The sequence below is a fragment of the Sphingobium sp. LB126 genome (genome assembly GCF_002795205.1).
GTDB lineage: Bacteria > Pseudomonadota > Alphaproteobacteria > Sphingomonadales > Sphingomonadaceae > Sphingobium > Sphingobium chungbukense.
The window spans coordinates 735,942-754,013 of sequence record NZ_NETV01000002.1; the positions used below are offsets into that span (position 1 = coordinate 735,942).

An 18,072-nucleotide genomic window follows, 5' to 3' on the forward strand; every position below is an offset into this window, starting at 1 on the left:
TTCACTCGTCCTCGATCAGGATGCGCGCCGCCGCGCCTTCGCTATCGTCGAACTGCCCGTCGCGCAGCGCCCAGAAAAAGGCCGCCAGCCCCAGCAGCCCCAGGCCGAGCGCGATCGGGATCAACAGGCTGAGACCGGTCATTTCGCGGCTCCCTTCAAACGCAGCGCATTGGCGATGACGATCAGCGAACTGGTCGACATGGCCACCGCCGCCACCAACGGCGTCACCTTGCCCGCTATGGCCAGCGGCACCGCCAGCACATTATAGCCGATCGCCAGCGCGAAATTCTGCTTCACCACCGCGACCGTCCGCCGCGCCACATGGACCGTGACGGCCACGGGCGCCAGCCGGTCGCCCAGGAACACCGCATCCGCCGTCAACTGGCTCGCGTCGCTGGCGGAGGCGGGGGCCATGCTGGCATGGCCCGCCGCCAGCGCCGGGCCGTCATTCAACCCGTCGCCGACCATCAGCACCTTTTCGCCCTTGCCCTTCAACCGTCCGATCAGCGCCAGCTTGTCCGCCGGGCGCAAATGGCCGATGGCGGTGGTCCCGGTCATCCGGGCGATCTCCTCCAACGCATCGGGCCGGTCGCCGCTCGCGATCAGCGTCTTGATGCCCATGCCGCGCAGCACGTCGATGGTCTCGACCGCATCGGGCCGCAAGGCATCGGTGAAGGCGAGCAAGGTCGCCTGTTCGCCGCGCCGATATTCGCTCGCCAGACCGAACAGGTTGATCAGGCTGCGCGGGCGGGCAAGCGATACGGCCTCGCCCTGATAGTCGGCGAACACCCCTTCGCCCGGCAATTCGCGAAGGGCGTCGAGCGGCGCGGGCGTCACGCCCCTCGCTTCCAGCGCCTGGCGCAACGCGACACTCAACGGATGGCGCGAAGCACGCGAGAGACCAAGCAGGATCGCGCGGTCCTCGCGCCACAGGCGGCGCAAGCCCTGCGGCACCGGACGGCCGAGGGTCAAAGTGCCGGTCTTGTCGAACACCGCCTCGCTGATTTCGGACAACCGCTCCAGCGCCGATCCGTCCTTGACCAGCACCCCCCGCCGCATCAACGCGCCGCAGGCGACGATCTGCGCCGCCGGCACCGCCAGCCCCAAGGCGCAGGGACAGGTGATCAGCAGCACGGCAACCGCGATCAGCAGCGCCTGATGCACCCCGGCCCCCGCGATCATCCAACCCGCGAAGGACAAGGCCGCCAGCAGATGGACGCAGGGCGCATAGTAACGCGCCGCCCGGTCCGCCAGCCGGACATAGCGCGACTTGCCCTGCCCCGCCTCCTCCATCAGCCGGGCGATGTCGGCGATGACGGTGTCGGCGCCCGCCGCCGTCACCTCCACGGTGATCGGCCCGTCGACATTGAGCGCCCCTGCCTGCACCCTATCGCCGGGCTGCACCCGCACCGGCGCGCTTTCCCCGGTGAGGAAAGCGATGTCGAGACCGCTTTCCCCCGCCACGATCCGCCCGTCCGCCGCCAGCCGCTCGCCCGCCGCGACCAGCATGGTCATGCCCGGACGCAGGGCGTCGGCGGCGGTCCACCGGCTGCACCCATCCCGGTCCAGCACCAGCGCGCCCGGCGCGGTCTGCTTCAGCAGCGCCGCCACCCCGGCCCGCGCCCGCCCGCGCATCATGCTGTCGAGGCAGCGCCCGGCGAGCAGGAAGAAGAGCAGCATCACCGCCCCGTCGAACCAGGCATGTTCGCCGCCCGTGACGGTTTCGAACAGGCTCATCCCCGTCGTCAGCAGCACGCCGATGCTGATCGGCACGTCCATATTGGTCCGTCCCTGCCGCAGCGCCGCCCAGGCGGACCGGAAGAAGGGCTGGCCCGCATAGGCGACCGTCGGCAGCGCGATCAGGGCGGAAAGCCAGTGGAACATGGTCCGCGTCGGCCCCTCCGCGCCGGACCAGATCGACACCGACAACAGCATGATGTTCATCGCCGCAAAGCCCGCCACGGCGAGCGCCCGGACCAGCATCCGGTTCTCCGCCGCCGCGACGTCGATGCCGGGGTCTGCCAGCGGCTCCGCCTCGAAGCCGAGCGCGATGATGGCGGCCTTCAACTCGGGCGGCGTCAGCGCGGGATCGTGGCGGATCGCGACCCGCTTCGCGCCCATATTGACCCGCGCGGACTGGATGCCGGGCGTCAGCGGCAGGCCGTTTTCGATCTTGGACAGGCACCCCGCGCAATGGATGCCCGGAACGGCGAACAGGCTTTCCTTCGTCTCTATGGGTGTTTCTTCAACGAGCAGGGCTTGGCTGGCCATCAGTCGACCTCCCGCAGCAGATGTTCTTCGCCGCCGCCATGGCGGACGTCGAAACGGACCTGCCACCGCCCCGCAGGCAGGACACGGTCGCTCCTGTAAAGGCCCGGCTCGATTTCATGGAAGCGCAGGGCGATGTCCGCCGCCCGTCCCAGCGGATGCTGCGCCAGCGCGCTCATGTCCGCGCCGGTCACGTTCAGCTTCATCCGCACATGGCGCGCGGCATCCAGCGTCACCTCATCCCGCCAGCCCAGCTTCTGCTGCGCCCGCGCCTCCGCCAGCCAGCCGTTGAACTTCTGGCTGGCGACATAGCTGTTCTCGACCACCGTGCCACCGAAGGAGCGGACGGCAATGGTCGCCATCAGCATGTTGACGGCAATGACCACCGCGAAAAAAGCAACCAGTATCGCCGTCATGTGCCAGCCGGTGAAACGGCGTATGGGCTTGGGGACTGAAGTCATGGTTCAGGGCCTTTCGAAACGGGCGGGTTCGCTGACGTGGCCACCCTCGCGGTCCAGGGCGCGCAGGGTGAAATGGAAATCCGTCCGGGCCGGGCCGCCGGGCGGCAGCATCAGGAAGACGCGCAGCTTCGCCACGCTGTCGGCGGGCACGGTGGTCCGCACCGTCGTCGTCGCGGTTTCGCGCGATCCCGTATCGGTCCACATCCTCCCGCCGGGCAGGTCGATAAGGCCAACCTCCATCGCCCGGGGCCGCGCCTCCATATTACGCAGCTTGACCGTATAGGCGTTGCGGATCGCGCCGTCGGACAGGCGCACGAAGATCGGATTGCGATCCTGCTGCGCGCTGATCTCCAGCCGTTCGCGCGCGCCCAGCGCGAACAGCATGGCCGCGCCGATCCCCACCCAGACCGCGAAATAGGCGATGGTGCGGGGCCGTAGCAAGGTCTTCAGCACCGGGCGCGGCGGCGCGCCCTTCTGCTCCGCCTCGGCATCGTCCTGGGTGCAATAGTCGATCAGGCCGCGGGGCCGCCCGACCTGCGCCATCACCTTGTCGCAGGCGTCGATGCAGAGCGCGCAGGTGATGCAGCCGATCTGCGGCCCTTCGCGAATGTCGATGCCGGTCGGACAGACCGCGACGCACTGGTTGCAGTCGATGCAGTCGCCATATTCGGCGGGATGTGCCTCAGCCTTCTTCAGGCTGCCGCGCTTCTCCCCGCGCCAGTTCTTGTAGGTGACGACCAGCGACTTTTCATCCAGCATCGCCGTCTGGATGCGCGGCCAGGGGCACATGTAGATGCAGACCTGTTCGCGCATGAACCCACCCAGCACGAAGGTCGTCGCGGTCAGCACGAAGGTCGTCGCATAGGCGACGGGTGCGGCGGTCCCGGTCCAGAACTGCTGCTGCAATGTCGGCGCGTCCGCGAAATAGAATATCCATGCGCCGCCGGTTATGAATGCGATCCCCAGCCAGATCGACCATTTGACGAAACGCCGGGCGATCTTGGCCGCACTCCAGGGCGCCTTGGCGAGTTTCAACTGTGCGTTGCGGTCGCCATCGATGAAGCGCTCGACATGCTGGTAGAGGTCCGTCCACACGGTTTGCGGACAGGCATAGCCGCACCAGGCCCGCCCCACCGCCGAGGTGACGAGGAACAGTCCGATCCCCGCCATGATGAGCAGGCCCGCCACATAATAGAATTCCTGCGGCCAGATCTCGATCGCGAACATGTAGAAGCGGCGATGGGCGAGATCGACCAGCACCGCCTGATCGGGCGCATAAGGCCCCCGGTCCCAGCGCAGCCAGGGCGTCCCCCAGTAAATGGCCAGCGTCACCGCCATGATCGCCCATTTCAGGCGGCGGTAGAAGCCGTCCACCGCCTTGGGATAGACGCCCTTGCGCTTTTCGTAGAGCGAGGCGGAGCCGGACATCAGCATGGCTTAGCGGCCTGTCGCCACTGCGGCCGGGGGACTGGCTTCGCCACCGCCCAGACTGTGCACATAGGTTGCCAGCATGCGGATGGTCGCCTTGTCCAGCTTGTCATCCCAGCGCGGCATCACGCCATGGCGGCTGTTCCAGACGGTTTCGTGGATCGTCCCCGCATCGCCGCCATAGAGCCAGATCGCATCGGTCAGGTTGGGCGCGCCGAGTTCCCGGTTCCCCTTGCCCGCGGGGCCATGGCAGACCGCGCAATTGTCGGCAAAGACCTTGTCCCCCCGCCGCGATGCCGCACTTGGCCGGTCCTGCCCGCTGATCGTGCGGACATGCGCCACCACATCGTCGACCTGCGCCGCCGTCAGCAACTGATCCTTGCCGAAGGCAGGCATCAGCGACTGGCGCGTGGCATCATGGTTCGGGTTGCGGATGCCGTCGGTGATCGTCTTTTCGATCGTCGCCAGATCGCCGCCCCACAGCCAGTCGTCGTCATTGAGGTTGGGATAACCCTTGGACCCCGCCGCGCCCGATCCGTGGCACTGGACGCAATGGACGCGGAAGGCCGCCCGGCCGCCTTCGATCGCCTGCTGCATCAGTTCGGGGTGCCCCGGCAGCGCCGTGATCGGCGTATCGGCAATGGCCTTCCGGATCGGCGCGATCTGCCTTTCCCGCGCCGCCAGTTCCTTGTCCAGCGCGCCGCGGCTCGACCAGCCGAGCATGCCGCCGGTCGCCCGGTCGATCATCGGCCAGGCCGGATAGGCGATGGTGTAGCCGATCGCGAACAGGATCGTCGCGTAGAAGGTCCAGAGCCACCAGCGCGGCAGCGGCGTGTCCAGTTCCTGGATGCCGTCCCATTCATGATGCTTGATCTGCGTCCCGGTGGCGGGGTCGATGCGCTTTTCGTCAGCCATGGTCGGCCTCCGTTTGGTCTTCGAAGATGGCGCGCGCGGCTTCCGCGCTGCGCTGTCGCCCATGGGGCAGGAAGTGCCAGCCGATGAGGATCACATAGAGCACCCCCATGAACACCAGCCCCCAGCTATCGGCAAAGTGCCGCAAGGCGTCGTAGTTCATCTCTCCACCTCTTGCGGTTTCGCGCTCTCCACATCGACCAGCGTGCCCAGCATCTGGAGATAGGCGACCAGCGCATCCATCTCGGTCAGCTTGGCGGGATCGCCGTCGAAATCGCGGGCCTGCGCCTTGGGATAGCGTTTGATGAGGTCGCTGGCGTCGGCGTCGGGATCGGCCTGGGCCTTCAGGTCGTCATTGGCTTTGGCGATGTCGTCCTTCGTATAGGGAACGCCGACATCGTTGAGGGCAGTCAGATCCTTGCGCATGTCGGGCAGCTTGAGTTCGCGATCGGCCAGGAAGGCATAGCCCGGCATGATCGATTCCGGCACCACGGCGCGCGGGTCCTTCAGATGCTGGACATGCCATTCGTCCGAATATCTGCCGCCCACGCGGGCAAGGTCCGGCCCGGTGCGCTTCGATCCCCACTGGAAGGGATGGTCGTACATGCTCTCGGCGGCGAGGCTGTAATGGCCGTAGCGTTCCGTTTCGTCCCGGAAAGGACGGATCATCTGGCTGTGACAATTATAGCAGCCCTCGCGGATGTAGATATTCCGACCCGCCAGCTCCAGCGGTGTATAGGGACGCACGCCCTCCACCTTCTCGATCGTATTGTCGATCCAGAAGAGCGGCGCGATCTCCACTATGCCGCCGATGGCGACGACGATGAGAGACGCGATACCCAGCAGGGAGACATTCCGTTCCAGCCTGCCATGGTCGAAGAACTTGCCCTTGGTCTTGGTTTCCATGTCCGGTTACTCCCTCAGGCAGGCTGGTTGACGAGCGGCCGGTCGGCGGCGGCGTCATAGGCGGCGTCGTTCATCGGCTTTTCCTCGCGCAGCGGGCTGCCCGCGATGGTCCTGCCGATGTTCCAGGCCATGATGATCGCGCCGCTGAGGTACATGAGGCCCCCGGCCGCCCGGATCAGATACATGGGGAACATGGCGCTCACGACTTCGGAGAAGGCGTAGACGAGATAACCGTCGCTGCCATATTCGCGCCACATCAGGCCCTGCATGATGCCCGCGACCCACATCGACGCGGCGTAGAGGACGATGCCCACGGTCGCCAGCCAGAAGTGCCAGTTCACCAGGCGAAGGCTGTACAGCCGTTCCCGCTTCCACAATCTTGGCGTCAGATAATAGAGGCAGGCGAAAGTGATCAGCCCGTTCCAGCCCAGCGCACCACTATGCACATGGCCGATGGTCCAGTCGGTATAGTGGCTGAGACTGTTGACCGCCTTCACCGACATCATCGGACCTTCGAAGGTCGACATGCCGTAAAAGGCGAGCGCCATCACCATCATGCGGATGATCGGATCGGTGCGGATGCGGTCCCAGGCGCCGTTCAGCGTCATCAGGCCGTTGATCATCCCGCCCCAGCTCGGCATCCACAGCATGACCGAGAAGACCATGCCCAGCGTCTGCGCCCAGTCGGGCAGCGCGGTGTAATGAAGATGGTGCGGACCCGCCCAGATGTAGAGGAAGATCAGCGACCAGAAGTGGATGATCGACAGGCGGTAGCTGTAGACCGGCCGTTCCGCCTGTTTGGGCACGAAATAATACATCATGGCCAGGAAGCCGGCGGTCAGGAAGAAACCGACCGCATTATGCCCGTACCACCATTGGGTCAGCGCATCCTGCACGCCGGCGAACGCGCTGTAGCTCTTGGAGCCGAGCCAGCTCACCGGCATGGAAAGATTGTTGACGATGTGCAGCATCGCGATCGTCAGGATGAAGCTCAGGTAGAACCAGTTCGCCACATAGATATGCGGCTCGCTGCGGCGCAGGATGGTGCCGCCGAAGACGACCAGATAGGCGACCCAGACGATGGTCAGCCACAGGTCGACATACCATTCCGGCTCCGCATATTCGCGACCTTCGGTGATGCCCAGCAGATAGCCGGTCGCCGCGAGCACGATGAAAAGCTGGTATCCCCAGAAGACGAATCGCGCGAGCGCCGGAAAAGCCAATCGCGCCCGGCAGGTCCGCTGCACCACGTAGAAGCTGGTGGCGATCAGCGCATTGCCGCCGAAGGCGAAGATGACGGCGGACGTATGCAGCGGCCGCAGCCGCCCGAAGCTGGTATATTCGATCCCCAGATTGAGCGCCGGGAAGGCCAGTTGCAACGCGATATACAGCCCCGCCAAGAAACCCGCCAGGCCCCAGAAGACGGTCGCGATCACGCCCCAGCGGATCGGATCGTCGTCATATTTGTCCTGGCTTGCGGGCATCTTCAGCAGCCCGCGCGTGATTGCCTCATAATCGGCATGCCGCATCGTCAGCACCGCCACGGCCAGCGCAGCGGCGCACACGATCCCCATATGCACGGCAAAGCCGAAGTCCGCCGCCGCCAGCGCCGCCAGAAAGGCCAGCGTAGCGAGTGCGAACCAGCCACCCGTCTTCCAAACCAGTTGCTCCATTAGGATTCCCCGTCAAAGGCTTTGCGGCGTCCTTCGTCCGGGTGCCGCCCTTATGCATTGACCTCTGTCAAAGCGGGCGGCGCGGGTATGTAGGGGAATATCCGTATCGGGTGTTTTCGGACCTTCCGCTATCGGATTGCAAGCCGCCATACTGGACATCCGGATTTCTCGATGAGGCCCCATGAGAATAGTGATTGCAGCAGTTATAGGGGTTGCTTCGTTGGTCCTCACTCCGGCGAACGCCAGCGAAATTGAGGGACCTGGGCGGTTCTGCGGTTATTCACCGATAATCGACCTGATGCCTGGTAAAAAAGTCACGACTTTGGAAGGCGGCATACATGGAGGCGGTTTTCGCTGGGAAGGGGCTTTCGGCACGTTAGAGGTGTATGGAACAGGTTGGGCCAGTCGCCCCAAAGGCCGGATCGTTAAAAGCCGCTCAGCCGACAGTCCCGCAAGATTTGCCCAAAAAAGAGCGGAAGGCGGGTATCAGATCGCGATCTGGAACGGCTCGCACGGCGCTGCCTATTTCACCTCGCCAACGCCATTCACCCAATCTCAATTGAAGGCGATAGATCGCGTGGTGCTGTTTGAGGAGGGGCAATCCCCGTCAAACTGCAAATCGCGCACAATCTTCTCTTGGGAATAGCCACGGGTCACGGCAGATTCCGGCCACCGTTTCATCCGGTCCGGACATCTCGAAATGGCCAAAGCCTCTCCGTCACTCCCCCTCGGCCATGGCCTCCAGCCGGTCGGCGTCGACGATCCGCACCCCGCGCCGCCCCGCCAGCGCGATCAGGCCCATCCGCTTCAGATCGCCGATCTGGCGCGACACCGTCTCGATCGTCAGCCCCAGCACATCGGCGATCTGCTGCCGCGACAGGGGCAGTTCGATCACCCCGCCCCGATCCGCCGGCAGCCGATTGTGCATGTCGAGCAGCAATGTCGCGACCTTCTCCCGCGCGTTTTTCCGCCCTAACAGCAACATCCAGGCGCGGGTCCGGTCGAGATCGTCCAGCGTCCGCTGCAACAGACGATGCTCCAGCACCGGATGTTCCCGCGCAAAGCCGTCGAAGGCGCCCCTGGGATAAAGGCACAGCCGCGCATCGGTCAGCGCCGTGACGCTGTGCGGCGTCCGCGCGCCGAAGGGACGGCCGATAAAGTCGGAGGCATAGACGACGCCGACGATCTGCTCGCGCCCGTCGCCGGTGGAGGTGGACAGCTTCAGCGTCCCCTCGATCACATTGGCGACCAGCGTGCTGCTGTCGCCTTCCCACATCACCGTCTGCCCGGCCTGCAACGACACCCGTCGCCCGATCCGGTTCAACGCCCCGCGCTGCTGTTCGTCGAGGTCGGCGCAGATCGCCTGATCGCGCACCTCGCACCGATCGCAATATTGCCCGCCACAGCCCTTGCCCGACGGCGCACCCGCCATGACCAGGGCCGTATCATCCTGCGCCTTTTGCGCCAGATCAAATCGCATATCCATGCGCCGATCCATGCCGCGACAGCATGATGCGACCTATCCGTAATTGTCCCTATGGGCAGCGCACCCAAGCGGAAGCATGACAGATTTGGTGGAGAGCGGACGTTCTGTTTCGCGCTGTTTCGCGCTGATTTCCTTGCAGTACACCGTGCTCCTGCGAAGGCAGGAGCCCAGTTCCTACGGTGCGATGATCCACAAGCGGCGGAACTGGGTTCCTGCCTTCGCAGGAACACCGATGCGCTGAATGGCAGCTATTGGCCAATTCCGGCCGTCAGCCGACACCTCGTCAGAACTTCATCCCAACACCCACGCCGAAGACGAAGGGATCAAGCTCCAGCTTCACCCTCTGCACTCCGGCAGCGGCGGTCGACAGCCGCGCGGTGGTATCGATGTCGATATATTTGACGTCGAGATTGAGGAACATCCGATCATTAAGGTCGATGTCGACACCAACCTGCCCTGCCCAGCCGAAGCTGTCGGACATATGCACCTTGGTCGCGCCCACCGCGCCCTCCAGCGCATTCGACGCCTTCTCATTATAGAATAGCGTGTAGTTCACGCCCGCCCCGACATAGGGCCGGATCTTCCCTTCTGGCAGGAAATGATATTGCGCCGTCAGCGTCGGCGGCAGTACCCAGGTGGACGCAAGCCTGCCGATGCCCCCGGTCGTGCCGGTCCGGCCGCTCGCGCTATGCTTGGTGGTCGCGGCGATCAGCTCGAAACCGATATGGTCGGTCGCCATATAGGTGACGTCCACTTCCGGCATCACGCTGTTGTCGACCTTCACCTTCTCTCCCGGAAAGGCGGGCAGCACGCTTCCGCTCTTTTCGTTGGGCGCGACCATGATGCCGCGCAGCCGCACCAGCACATCGCCCTGCGCCGCCTGAGCGGGCGCGGCCAGAACGGCGCAACCGGCAGCCGCACCCAGCAGGATCGTCTTGATGGTCATGTCCTTGAAACTCCATCCCTGTTGTCTGTGCCGCCCTTCTGCCGCGCCGCGACATGCCTGGCATTGATCCTGCGCAAGCGGCGATTTGACCTGCCTCAATACCGGGCGCTGCCGCCCGAGCGATCAAGAGGCAGAAGATGACGGCGGCGGTGGGTGGAGCACCCGCCACCATCATCGCAGCACCGCGGGGAAGCCGTTCGACGAGCGGAGGCGCCGCGTTGACGATGGGGGAAAGGACAATGGGCGCTCTCGCCAGAAGTGACGCGCTCCTCGGCGATTGGGTTGATCCGTGCTTCTTCAAGGTCTACCGCACGAGAGCGCCGGCCACCCGGACGGTTTATCCTATTCGCATTGGTGCGCCGCGCAGGTGCGCAAACCAGTCGATAGGCGCGTCGCCCGTGGCAGAAGGAATCACGGGCAGGAGGAGATATGGTGCTCGCTCAGGATCGAAGTGAAGCGTGTTGATGCTATCGAATATCTCGGCCGGTCGATCCTTTTCGCTTCTGTGATAAAGCGACGATACGCCTCGCATCGTCGCCGACGATTGAGGCGCATAGTGAGGAGCATTCTCATAATCCTTGCCCCTAATCGTCAGCCCAATCCGATGTCCCTTCGGAACAACAATCGAAGTCGGCCAGATTTCCACATCGAGCTCGGCGATTTCGCCCGGCGTCAGTGGTTCGGCCTCACGATGGGCGTGATAGGGGCGATAGGGAAGCGAGCGCACGGGATCCAGCTTGCGATGTGACGCCCGCAGCCAGCCGAGTGTGAGCGGCTGTGCCGAATCGTTTGCTCCGATGAACAAGGTTTCGACACCGGCTGAATCGAACAGGCGGAACACGGCAAAAATGTCCGCGTCGGTCGTCTTCGAGGACACGAACAGCTTGAGTGCCAGCGGGCCGGTGATCTCAACATCTTCGTCGAAGGCCGGCATCAGGAAGGTCAACCCCTCCCCCATCGTTTCGTAGGAAAGCGGCGGCCCCGCCTGTGCCTCCCGCCTCAAAGTGAGATCAGGGCGAAGATAGTGGCGTTGCCAGTCGGTACGCGCCAGCGGCCATTCTTGCTCAGTTCGCGAGGCGAAGCGCTCACCGGGATGGCGGATCTTGAGATCGACCGGAGGCTGCTGGTCCCAGCCCGTGTCCTCACCCTTGAGAAACTGGCCGAAGAACGTCTTTTGATAGGCGATCGAATTGTCCAGATAGAAAGGCGCGACGTGGCTGTTGCCATGCACCCGCAGCCACTTCTTCTTCGTCCCGGCCGCCAGATAGCCTTCGATAGTTCCGCGAAGGTGGATCCCCGCACCACCCCAATTGGCGGCCGCGAGCAAGGGGACGTCGATCTTGGCAAAATCGGGCAAGCGCGAGCGATAGAAATCGTCGTCGAAGCGGTGTTCGAGCACCTGGTCCGGCAATTCGGTACGGTTCGCTCTCAGCGTCTCCTCATCCAATGTCTCGGGACCGGCGACCAGCGCTCCGGTGATCGCACTCCGCTTGCCGTTCCCGCCTTTGCCGTGCTGGACCGCGAGAACCTGTCCCGTATACCAGGGGCCGGACGAAATATCCGACACTATGCCGCCGTGGCGAAAAAGGTCGCGATAGAAGTCGGACCCACCCTCCCAAACACAAATGGCCGCCAGATGCGGCGGCTGCAACCCCGCCACCTGCCATTGGTTGATGGCGTAATAGGAAATGCCGATCAGGCCGACCTTCCCGTTGCTCCAGTCCTGCGTACCGGCCCATTCGATGCAATCATAATAATCCTGCGTCTCACGCGGCGACCAGAGGTCCATCACCCCTTGCGAAGTTCCAGCGCCCCTGGAGTCCACACGCATGCACACATAGCCGTCCGGAACCCACTTTTCGGGATCGATCGTCTCCCACGCCTGATAGCGGTTGCTGGACCCCTCCAGAACCTCGGGATACTCGTCCACCATCACTTGCCAGGCGGAAGCATAGGCCTCCTGACAGGAGAGGCCCTTGCCGTACGGGCCATGATTCAGCAGCACGGGATAGCGTCCCGGTCTGGCCGGTCGGAAAATGTCGGCGCGCAGGACAATGCCGTCGTCCATCGTAACGGGGACGTCCCAGTCTATGACCATGCCTTTGGGGGGAATGTCGTTCATTTCTCTCTCCTTAAAGTCGGCACGAAGCGCTGAGGCGGCGCCGGATGATGACTTACGATGGGGTTCCGATCATGAGAGGCACGCGCATCGATATCGGCAAATGAAAGTCCCTTCGTTTCGAAACCGATGAGGAATGCGAGGCCGCAAACGAAGTAACAGGCTGCGTAGAAGCCAAAGCCCGGAACGATAGCATCCAGTGTTGCCTCCGGGCTTATGACATTGGCCGATCCGGTAATCAGAGCGAGCGCCAACGGACCGATGATCTTGCCCATCGCTCCAAATCCATAGGCTGATCCCATGCCCGTCGCCCGGAGACGGGAAGGCCACACCTCCGCGCTATATGGCCCGACAATCGCATATCCCCCGTCCCCAACAAGCGCCCAAAGGATCAGCGACACCCATAGCAACGATACGCCACCCACCGTCGCGGAGTGTGCACAGGCTCCTATCAGCAGAGCGGTGGCAGCGCCGATTCCAACGATCAACCCAAGCGGGCGCCGGCCGAACCGCTCCACTACGGCCGAGAAGAACAGCCGGCCCACCAAGCCGGTAACCGAAACCGAAATCATCAGTTTGGCGGCACTCGCAGCGGGAATGGCCAGTTGCAGCGCCAATAAGGTGGGAGCCCATAGCAGGACTCCGTTTGCCGCTATCTGGTAGCTTAGCTGCGACAGCCAGGACGCTGCCAGCGCGCGCGGATGCCGGAAGAGTTCGAGAAAACGAGCTTTGGCCTCGATCGGCCGATAATGGAGGTCGGGCGCATCGGCAGGAGAGCATTCCAATGCCCAGGCGATCGAAGCCCGTGCTTCCTCCCATCGTCCCCGGGAGCAAAGCCAGAAAGGCGATTCCTTGATCCATGTCAGGAACGCGAATGCCAGCACCGCCAGCAACGCCCCCAGAGCAAAGAGACCGCGCCAGCCGATCAATGGCGTCAGAAACGCGCCCAAGACCGCTCCTGCAATGATCCCGATGCTGACGAACGAGGTGACCAGCCCCGCCATCTGGCCCCTGCGATGCGCTGGCATGAACTCCTGGACCAACGGCATCAAAACGGCGTACAGGCCACCCACGCTGACGCCGATCAAGAACCGGAACGCGGCGAGATAGACCCACCCCCGTTCGGGCGTGAAGGCAAGCGCTCCAGTGGCGAGGGCGAAAACCAGGACAGTCATGACAAGCACCGGGCGTCTGCCGATCCGATCGGCCAAATAGCCCCAGGAAAAGGCGCCCAGCGAGGTTCCGATGCCCGATGACGTCAGGATCAGGGCGGTCTCCCCAAATGTCAGCTTCCAAGGGATCACGACGAACGCGATGACAAAGGCGATCACATAATAGTCGAAACACTCGAGCGCAGTGATCATTGTCGCCGCGAAGACAAGCCGCCGCTGGTTTCCCGTGAGTGTCGTTCTATGGTCAAATGCGTCCAGCATCCAATGCTCCTTCGCAACCTCTCCGTCCGCGAGCCATGTTTTGATTTGCTCGCCAGCTCTTCGGCCTCAATTCACGCAAACCTCCCTATCGTGCGGGATGGGATCGCCGAAGCCGGTGATTGCGTGAGCCGATCGGCTGAGGTTCGAGCCTTCGGAATAGGGCTCGACCTTACGGAAGTCCCGTTCGGCTTAGACTCTCGATCAGGCCTTCGGTGTAGTTTGGCAGGGAGGATCGCGCCTGGGCCGTCACCACCTCGCCGTCGTCCGAAACCACTATGCGATCGGTGAAAGTGCCGCCGATCTCCACTCCGGCTGGAAAGCTGTCCACGAGCAACCTCCTCACTAAGGCCTGTGGACATTTAGGGGATTCCTTTTTCCGCGCGGATCGGATTCAAGACTGGCGAAGGGAGCGCCATCTTGGATCGACACGGATTAAGCGACGAGCAGTGGGAGCGGGTTCGCCCCGTGCTTCCCGGTAAAGTTGGGGACCGAGGCCGTTCGGCTGCAGACAATCGTAGATTTCTCGAAGCGGTCTTGTGGATTGCTGGGACCGGAGCGCCATGGAGAGATTTGCCGGAGAGCTTTGGCAACTGGAACTCCAGTTTCCGTCGTTTTCGTCGGTGGGCGGTGAAAGGGGTCTTCGACCTTCTGTTTGAGCAGTTATCGGGCGACCGTGACTTCGAATACGCCATGATCGACGGCACGATCGTCCGGGTCCACCAGCAGGGCGCCGGCGCAAGGGGGGGACTCATCGTCAGGCGATCGGACGGTCGCGCGGCGGTCTGACCACGAAGATCGTGGCGCTGGTAGATGCGCTGGGAAACCTGGCCCGTTTCGTTCTGCTTCCGGGCCAAAGTCACGACCTCGTCGGGGTGAGACCGCTGATCCAGGACGTCGAATTCGATATGTTCCTCGGCGACAAGGCGTTCGACGCTGATTGGTTGCGTACCGAACTGAACGAAAGGGGCGCTGTAGTGGTGATCCCTCCCAAATCGAACCGGAAGCAGAAGATCGACTGCGACTTCCATGCCTATCGCTGGAGGCATCTCGTCGAGAACTTCTTCTGCAGCCTCAAAACATTCCGGCGCATCGCTACCCGATACGAGAAAACTGATCAGAGCTACCGCGCCATGATCAACCTTGCGGCCCTGAAGATCGCTATGCGCTAAATGTCCACACGCCTTAATTCATTGTCAGCATAAGGGCCGCGAGCTATCCCACTAGGAGCATAAATTATATTTCTTCCATAGCCGTGGGGATATATCAGGTCAGAGTGACAGGATGGAGGACCTAGGCGGTTTCCACATCGCCAGGTCCGCCATAAGCCAGCCACCCGCCATCGACCGGCAGCAGCACGCCCGTCAGAAAACGGCTCCAATCCGACAGCAGAAAGGCGGCCGCTGCGCCCACTTCCTCCACCTCGCCGAGCCGTCCCATCGGCGTTCGCCGCTCAAGCCGACCGACATCGACCTTCCCCTCCGCGCTCAGGCGGTCGATCATGGGCGTGCGGATATAGGTGGGGGCGAGCGAATTGACGCGCACGCCCGCACCTGCCCATTCGCACGCCAGCGTTCGGGTCAACTGCGCGATCGCGGCCTTGGCGGGGCCATAGGCATGGCGCCTGGGTATGCCGGTCACTCCATTGACCGAGGATATGGTGACGATCGATCCGGACCCTTGCGCCAGCATGATCCTGCCGGCCGCCCGGCAAACAAGGAAGGTACCGCGCAGGTTGATATCGGTCACGCGCTGCCAGTCGGCTATGGCGACTTCCAGCGCCGGTGCGACGACATCGCTGACGCCGGCGCTGTTGAACACCCCGTCGATACCGCCAAGAAGGGCGTGAGCACTGGCCATCAATGCCTCACAGGCCGCCTCATCCACCACATCGACCTGTTGGCAACGGGCCGGCGCCAATTCGGACCATGCCTTGATCAGCGCCGGATGATCGCGGTCAGCCACGACAAGTTCCGCGCCCAGCCTTTGGAAAAGCTGCGCCGCACCCAGGCCGATACCGCTCGCCGCCCCGGTGACCACAATCCGTTTGCCCGAGAGCCATTCCGGCGACAATTGCGTTTCGCCCACCATCATGCGTTCCAATGGGCCATGGGCAGACCGGCGACCGGGCTGGCGAAGACTGGAATCCTGTTCGCGCGCAGGCCCCCGAGATAAACCTGATCCAGATTGGGTCCGCCGAATGTCACCGATGCCAGCCATGGACACAGCTTGCCGCCGGTCTTCATCAGCACATCGAAGGGCGGCGCATCGCCTCCCGCCACCGCAGCCTCTATCCTTGCGAGACCCTCGGGGTTGCCGTCTTCCAGCAGGGTGAGCACATCCCCCTGCGGCGTGATCGCGATCAACCGATCGGCAAAGATCATCGTGGCCCAGAGATTTCCGTAGGCATCGAAAGCGATGCCGTCGATAAAGCCGGACCCAAGACTGTCGGGACCATAGATTTCCCGTCCCGACAAGGATCCATCCGCCCCGACCCGCAGCCGGGTTACGCGGCGACGCGCGGTTTCCGCCACATAAAGCCATTCCTCCTGCTCGTCGAACCGGATCTCGTTCGTGAAAGCGAAACCGTCGGCCACGATCCTGGGGCCGCGTTCGTCCATCAGCGCGATGTAGCCGTCGGCGAGATCGGGGCGTAGCGCATCGTTCCAGGGGTTGGTTCGGGTGGAAACGGTCAGCCAGATGCGGCCGCGGCTGTCGGTCAGGACGAAATTGACCTTGCCCATCGGCTGGCCGTCGATGCTGTCGCAAAGCACCCGCGTCTTGCCCTCGCGGGTCATGCGTTCGAGCCGGTCGGTGCCGAAATTGGCGATCAATATGTCGCCATTGGGCGCGAACGCGAGACCATTGGGCAAAGTGCCGCCGAGCAGGCTTGCAGCCGCGTCGGCCTGCAAATCGAAATGCGCTTCGACCGACTGAAGGATCAGCTCCTGGCCCTGTCCCGGCACGATCTTCATGACCCCGCCACGGGCGTCGGCCGCCCACAATGTGCCATCGCGTTCGGCGAGAATGCATTCCGGGCGCTGAAGGTCGTGACCGACAAAGCGGGCCTTTTCCGGATCGAACTGCCACCCATGAAGGGGGTTGGGGCCCTTGCCCATTCGTATAAGCGTCATGCGGTCTTCCCAAGGCTCCAAGGGGACGCGCCGATCACGAAAGAGGCTTTGCCGCCTTGTTCGTCGCTCCCTCCACCCCTTAGAGCGGATTCCGATCTGATTGAATCAGATCGGAATCCGCTCTAAGTCTTTTATTTGCCGCGATTTCTTAACCGTCAGATGATGCCATCTGACTGGAAATCGCTCTAGTAGGCGACGCGGTCGCCGCCCTTCAGCGCCAAAATCTCCCGCGCTTCGGCGGGGCTGGCGGGCTCATGTCCCATTTCGCGCAGGATACGCACGATCTTGCCCACCTGCTCGGCGTTGGAGACTGCGAGCTTGCCGCGCTCGATGAACAGGCTGTCTTCCAGGCCCACGCGCACATGGCCGCCCATCAGCGCAGCCTGAGTGAGGAAAGGCATCTGGTGCCGGCCCGCCGCCAGAACAGACCATTGAAAGCTGTCGCGACCGAAGAGCCGGTCCGCAGTCTGCTTCATGAACATGAGATTGTCGAGATCGGGCCCGATGCCGCCCAGGATGCCGAATATCATCTGCACGAAGAAGCCGGGCTTGATCAGACCCCGATCGAGAAAATGGGCAAGGTTGTAAAGATGCCCGACGTCATAGCATTCATGCTCAAACCGGGTTCCGGCCTCGCGCATCGTCTCCAGGATATAGGCGATGTCGCGAAAGGTGTTGCGGAAGATGTAATCGTCCGAATTGACGACATAATCCTTTTCCCACGGATATTTCCATGCGCTGATCCGCTTTGCCGCAGGGAAAAAGGCGAAATTCAGCGAACCCATGTTGAGCGAGCACATTTCCGGCTGGAACCTGGCGGCGGCGGCAAGGCGCTCCTGCACGCTCATCGTCGCCGCCCCGCCGGTGGTGATGTTCACAACAGCGTCGGTGGCCTGCTTGATGGTGGGCAGAAAGCGCTGGTATATGTCGGGATCGCCGGTCGGACGGCCATCCTCCGGCACGCGGGCGTGCAGGTGAAGAATGGCGGCGCCCGCTTCTGCGGCCTCGATCGCCTGCGCGGCAATCTCCTCCGGCGTTATCGGCAAGGCATCGGACATCGTTGGCGTGTGCGCCGAACCGGTAACGGCGCAGGAGATGACCACTTTTGCCATCAGTCGTGTCCGATCGCGGCTTCGGCTGGCGCTTGCCCGTGCGTGATACGGTCAAGCGCCCGTCCCGTCCCGCCATCCTTGAAGACGCGCGCCATTTGCGGCGCGTTCTCGATGTCGCACACAAATGTTTCGATGCCTGTTATCGTCATGTAATTCCCCCGCCCATCGGGCCTGGATGCCATCGGCCTCATGCATCC

At 63.2% G+C, this 18,072-nt stretch carries 19 protein-coding genes; 2 read left to right on the forward strand and 17 right to left on the reverse strand.

The features are described 5' to 3' along the window. Window position 1: 1 nt before the first annotated feature. From ccoS to ccoN, 8 genes are read right to left on the reverse strand one after another with little or no spacing between them, the layout of a single operon-like run. The gene (ccoS, locus tag CAF53_RS19450; RefSeq protein WP_046764224.1) at window positions 2-142 is read right to left on the reverse strand and encodes a cbb3-type cytochrome oxidase assembly protein CcoS; all 141 of its coding nucleotides are present in this window, start codon (window positions 140-142) and stop codon (window positions 2-4) included. After that, on the reverse strand, window positions 139-2,271 hold the full coding sequence (locus tag CAF53_RS19455) for a cation-translocating P-type ATPase (protein ID WP_100239266.1): 2,133 nt from the start codon (window positions 2,269-2,271) through the stop codon (window positions 139-141). The genes ccoS and CAF53_RS19455 overlap by 4 nt, the downstream gene beginning before the upstream one ends. Beyond that, a complete protein-coding gene (locus tag CAF53_RS19460) occupies window positions 2,271-2,729 on the reverse strand; it encodes a FixH family protein (protein ID WP_046764226.1) in 459 nt (152 codons plus the stop codon). Before CAF53_RS19460 ends, CAF53_RS19455 begins: the two co-directional genes overlap by 1 nt. Window positions 2,730-2,732: 3 nt before the next feature. Then, window positions 2,733-4,163 carry a cytochrome c oxidase accessory protein CcoG gene (gene ccoG / locus CAF53_RS19465; protein ID WP_046764227.1) on the reverse strand — a complete coding sequence of 477 codons (1,431 nt, stop codon included), beginning with the start codon at window positions 4,161-4,163 and terminating at the stop codon, window positions 2,733-2,735. Between the two features lie 3 nt (window positions 4,164-4,166). Continuing rightward, window positions 4,167-5,072, reverse strand: a complete 906-nt coding sequence (ccoP, locus tag CAF53_RS19470) for a cytochrome-c oxidase, cbb3-type subunit III (protein ID WP_046764228.1) — start codon at window positions 5,070-5,072, stop codon at window positions 4,167-4,169. Next, window positions 5,065-5,232 carry a cbb3-type cytochrome c oxidase subunit 3 gene (locus tag CAF53_RS19475; protein ID WP_046764229.1) on the reverse strand — a complete coding sequence of 56 codons (168 nt, stop codon included), beginning with the start codon at window positions 5,230-5,232 and terminating at the stop codon, window positions 5,065-5,067. The genes ccoP and CAF53_RS19475 overlap by 8 nt, the downstream gene beginning before the upstream one ends. Then, entirely contained in the window at window positions 5,229-5,975 is a 747-nt protein-coding gene (gene ccoO, locus CAF53_RS19480) for a cytochrome-c oxidase, cbb3-type subunit II (RefSeq protein ID WP_100239267.1), read from the reverse strand. The genes CAF53_RS19475 and ccoO overlap by 4 nt, the downstream gene beginning before the upstream one ends. 14 nt (window positions 5,976-5,989) lie before the next feature. Then, the gene (gene ccoN, locus CAF53_RS19485) at window positions 5,990-7,648 is read right to left on the reverse strand and encodes a cytochrome-c oxidase, cbb3-type subunit I (protein ID WP_046764231.1); all 1,659 of its coding nucleotides are present in this window, start codon (window positions 7,646-7,648) and stop codon (window positions 5,990-5,992) included. Window positions 7,649-7,829: 181 nt separating this feature from the next. On the opposite strand from ccoN, the gene CAF53_RS19490 reads away from it, so the two are divergent. Beyond that, the gene (locus tag CAF53_RS19490) at window positions 7,830-8,294 is read left to right on the forward strand and encodes a hypothetical protein (protein WP_100239268.1); all 465 of its coding nucleotides are present in this window, start codon (window positions 7,830-7,832) and stop codon (window positions 8,292-8,294) included. A gap of 72 nt (window positions 8,295-8,366) precedes the next feature. Here the strand turns inward: CAF53_RS19490 and CAF53_RS19495 are convergent, their stop codons facing one another. From CAF53_RS19495 to CAF53_RS27160, 5 genes are all read right to left on the reverse strand, one after another. Continuing rightward, entirely contained in the window at window positions 8,367-9,134 is a 768-nt protein-coding gene (locus CAF53_RS19495) for a Crp/Fnr family transcriptional regulator (RefSeq protein ID WP_046764391.1), read from the reverse strand. Between the two features lie 283 nt (window positions 9,135-9,417). Beyond that, window positions 9,418-10,080 carry an OmpW family outer membrane protein gene (locus CAF53_RS19500; protein WP_100239269.1) on the reverse strand — a complete coding sequence of 221 codons (663 nt, stop codon included), beginning with the start codon at window positions 10,078-10,080 and terminating at the stop codon, window positions 9,418-9,420. Window positions 10,081-10,417: 337 nt separating this feature from the next. Then, window positions 10,418-12,202 carry a CocE/NonD family hydrolase gene (locus tag CAF53_RS19505; RefSeq protein WP_100239270.1) on the reverse strand — a complete coding sequence of 595 codons (1,785 nt, stop codon included), beginning with the start codon at window positions 12,200-12,202 and terminating at the stop codon, window positions 10,418-10,420. Next, window positions 12,199-13,632, reverse strand: coding sequence for an MFS transporter (locus CAF53_RS19510; RefSeq protein ID WP_100239271.1), 1,434 nt, complete (start codon window positions 13,630-13,632; stop codon window positions 12,199-12,201). The genes CAF53_RS19505 and CAF53_RS19510 overlap by 4 nt, the downstream gene beginning before the upstream one ends. 169 nt (window positions 13,633-13,801) lie before the next feature. Then, window positions 13,802-13,960 (reverse strand): hydantoinase/oxoprolinase N-terminal domain-containing protein, encoded by a 159-nt coding sequence (locus CAF53_RS27160; protein ID WP_157801306.1) that lies wholly within the window; start codon window positions 13,958-13,960, stop codon window positions 13,802-13,804. 89 nt (window positions 13,961-14,049) lie between these two features. Here CAF53_RS27160 and CAF53_RS19515 point away from each other — a divergent pair. Further along, a protein-coding gene (locus CAF53_RS19515; protein WP_100236949.1) for an IS5 family transposase occupies window positions 14,050-14,801 on the forward strand; the annotation gives its coding sequence in 2 pieces (ribosomal slippage) (window positions 14,050-14,371 and window positions 14,371-14,801; 753 coding nt in all). A gap of 121 nt (window positions 14,802-14,922) precedes the next feature. On the opposite strand, the gene CAF53_RS19520 is transcribed toward CAF53_RS19515, so the two are convergent. The 4 genes from CAF53_RS19520 to CAF53_RS27165 all read right to left on the reverse strand — a co-directional run bounded on the left by CAF53_RS19520 (window position 14,923) and on the right by CAF53_RS27165 (window position 18,024). Next, window positions 14,923-15,723: an SDR family oxidoreductase gene (locus CAF53_RS19520; RefSeq protein ID WP_232307549.1), complete on the reverse strand. Its 801-nt coding sequence runs from the start codon at window positions 15,721-15,723 to the stop codon at window positions 14,923-14,925. Continuing rightward, complete coding sequence (locus CAF53_RS19525) at window positions 15,720-16,763, reverse strand: SMP-30/gluconolactonase/LRE family protein (protein WP_100239272.1); 1,044 nt, start codon at window positions 16,761-16,763, stop codon at window positions 15,720-15,722. The genes CAF53_RS19520 and CAF53_RS19525 overlap by 4 nt, the downstream gene beginning before the upstream one ends. 185 nt (window positions 16,764-16,948) lie before the next feature. Next, entirely contained in the window at window positions 16,949-17,875 is a 927-nt protein-coding gene (locus tag CAF53_RS19530) for a 3-keto-5-aminohexanoate cleavage protein (protein WP_100239273.1), read from the reverse strand. Then, entirely contained in the window at window positions 17,875-18,024 is a 150-nt protein-coding gene (locus CAF53_RS27165) for a hypothetical protein (RefSeq protein WP_157801307.1), read from the reverse strand. The genes CAF53_RS19530 and CAF53_RS27165 overlap by 1 nt, the downstream gene beginning before the upstream one ends. Between the last annotated feature and the right edge of the window lie 48 nt (window positions 18,025-18,072).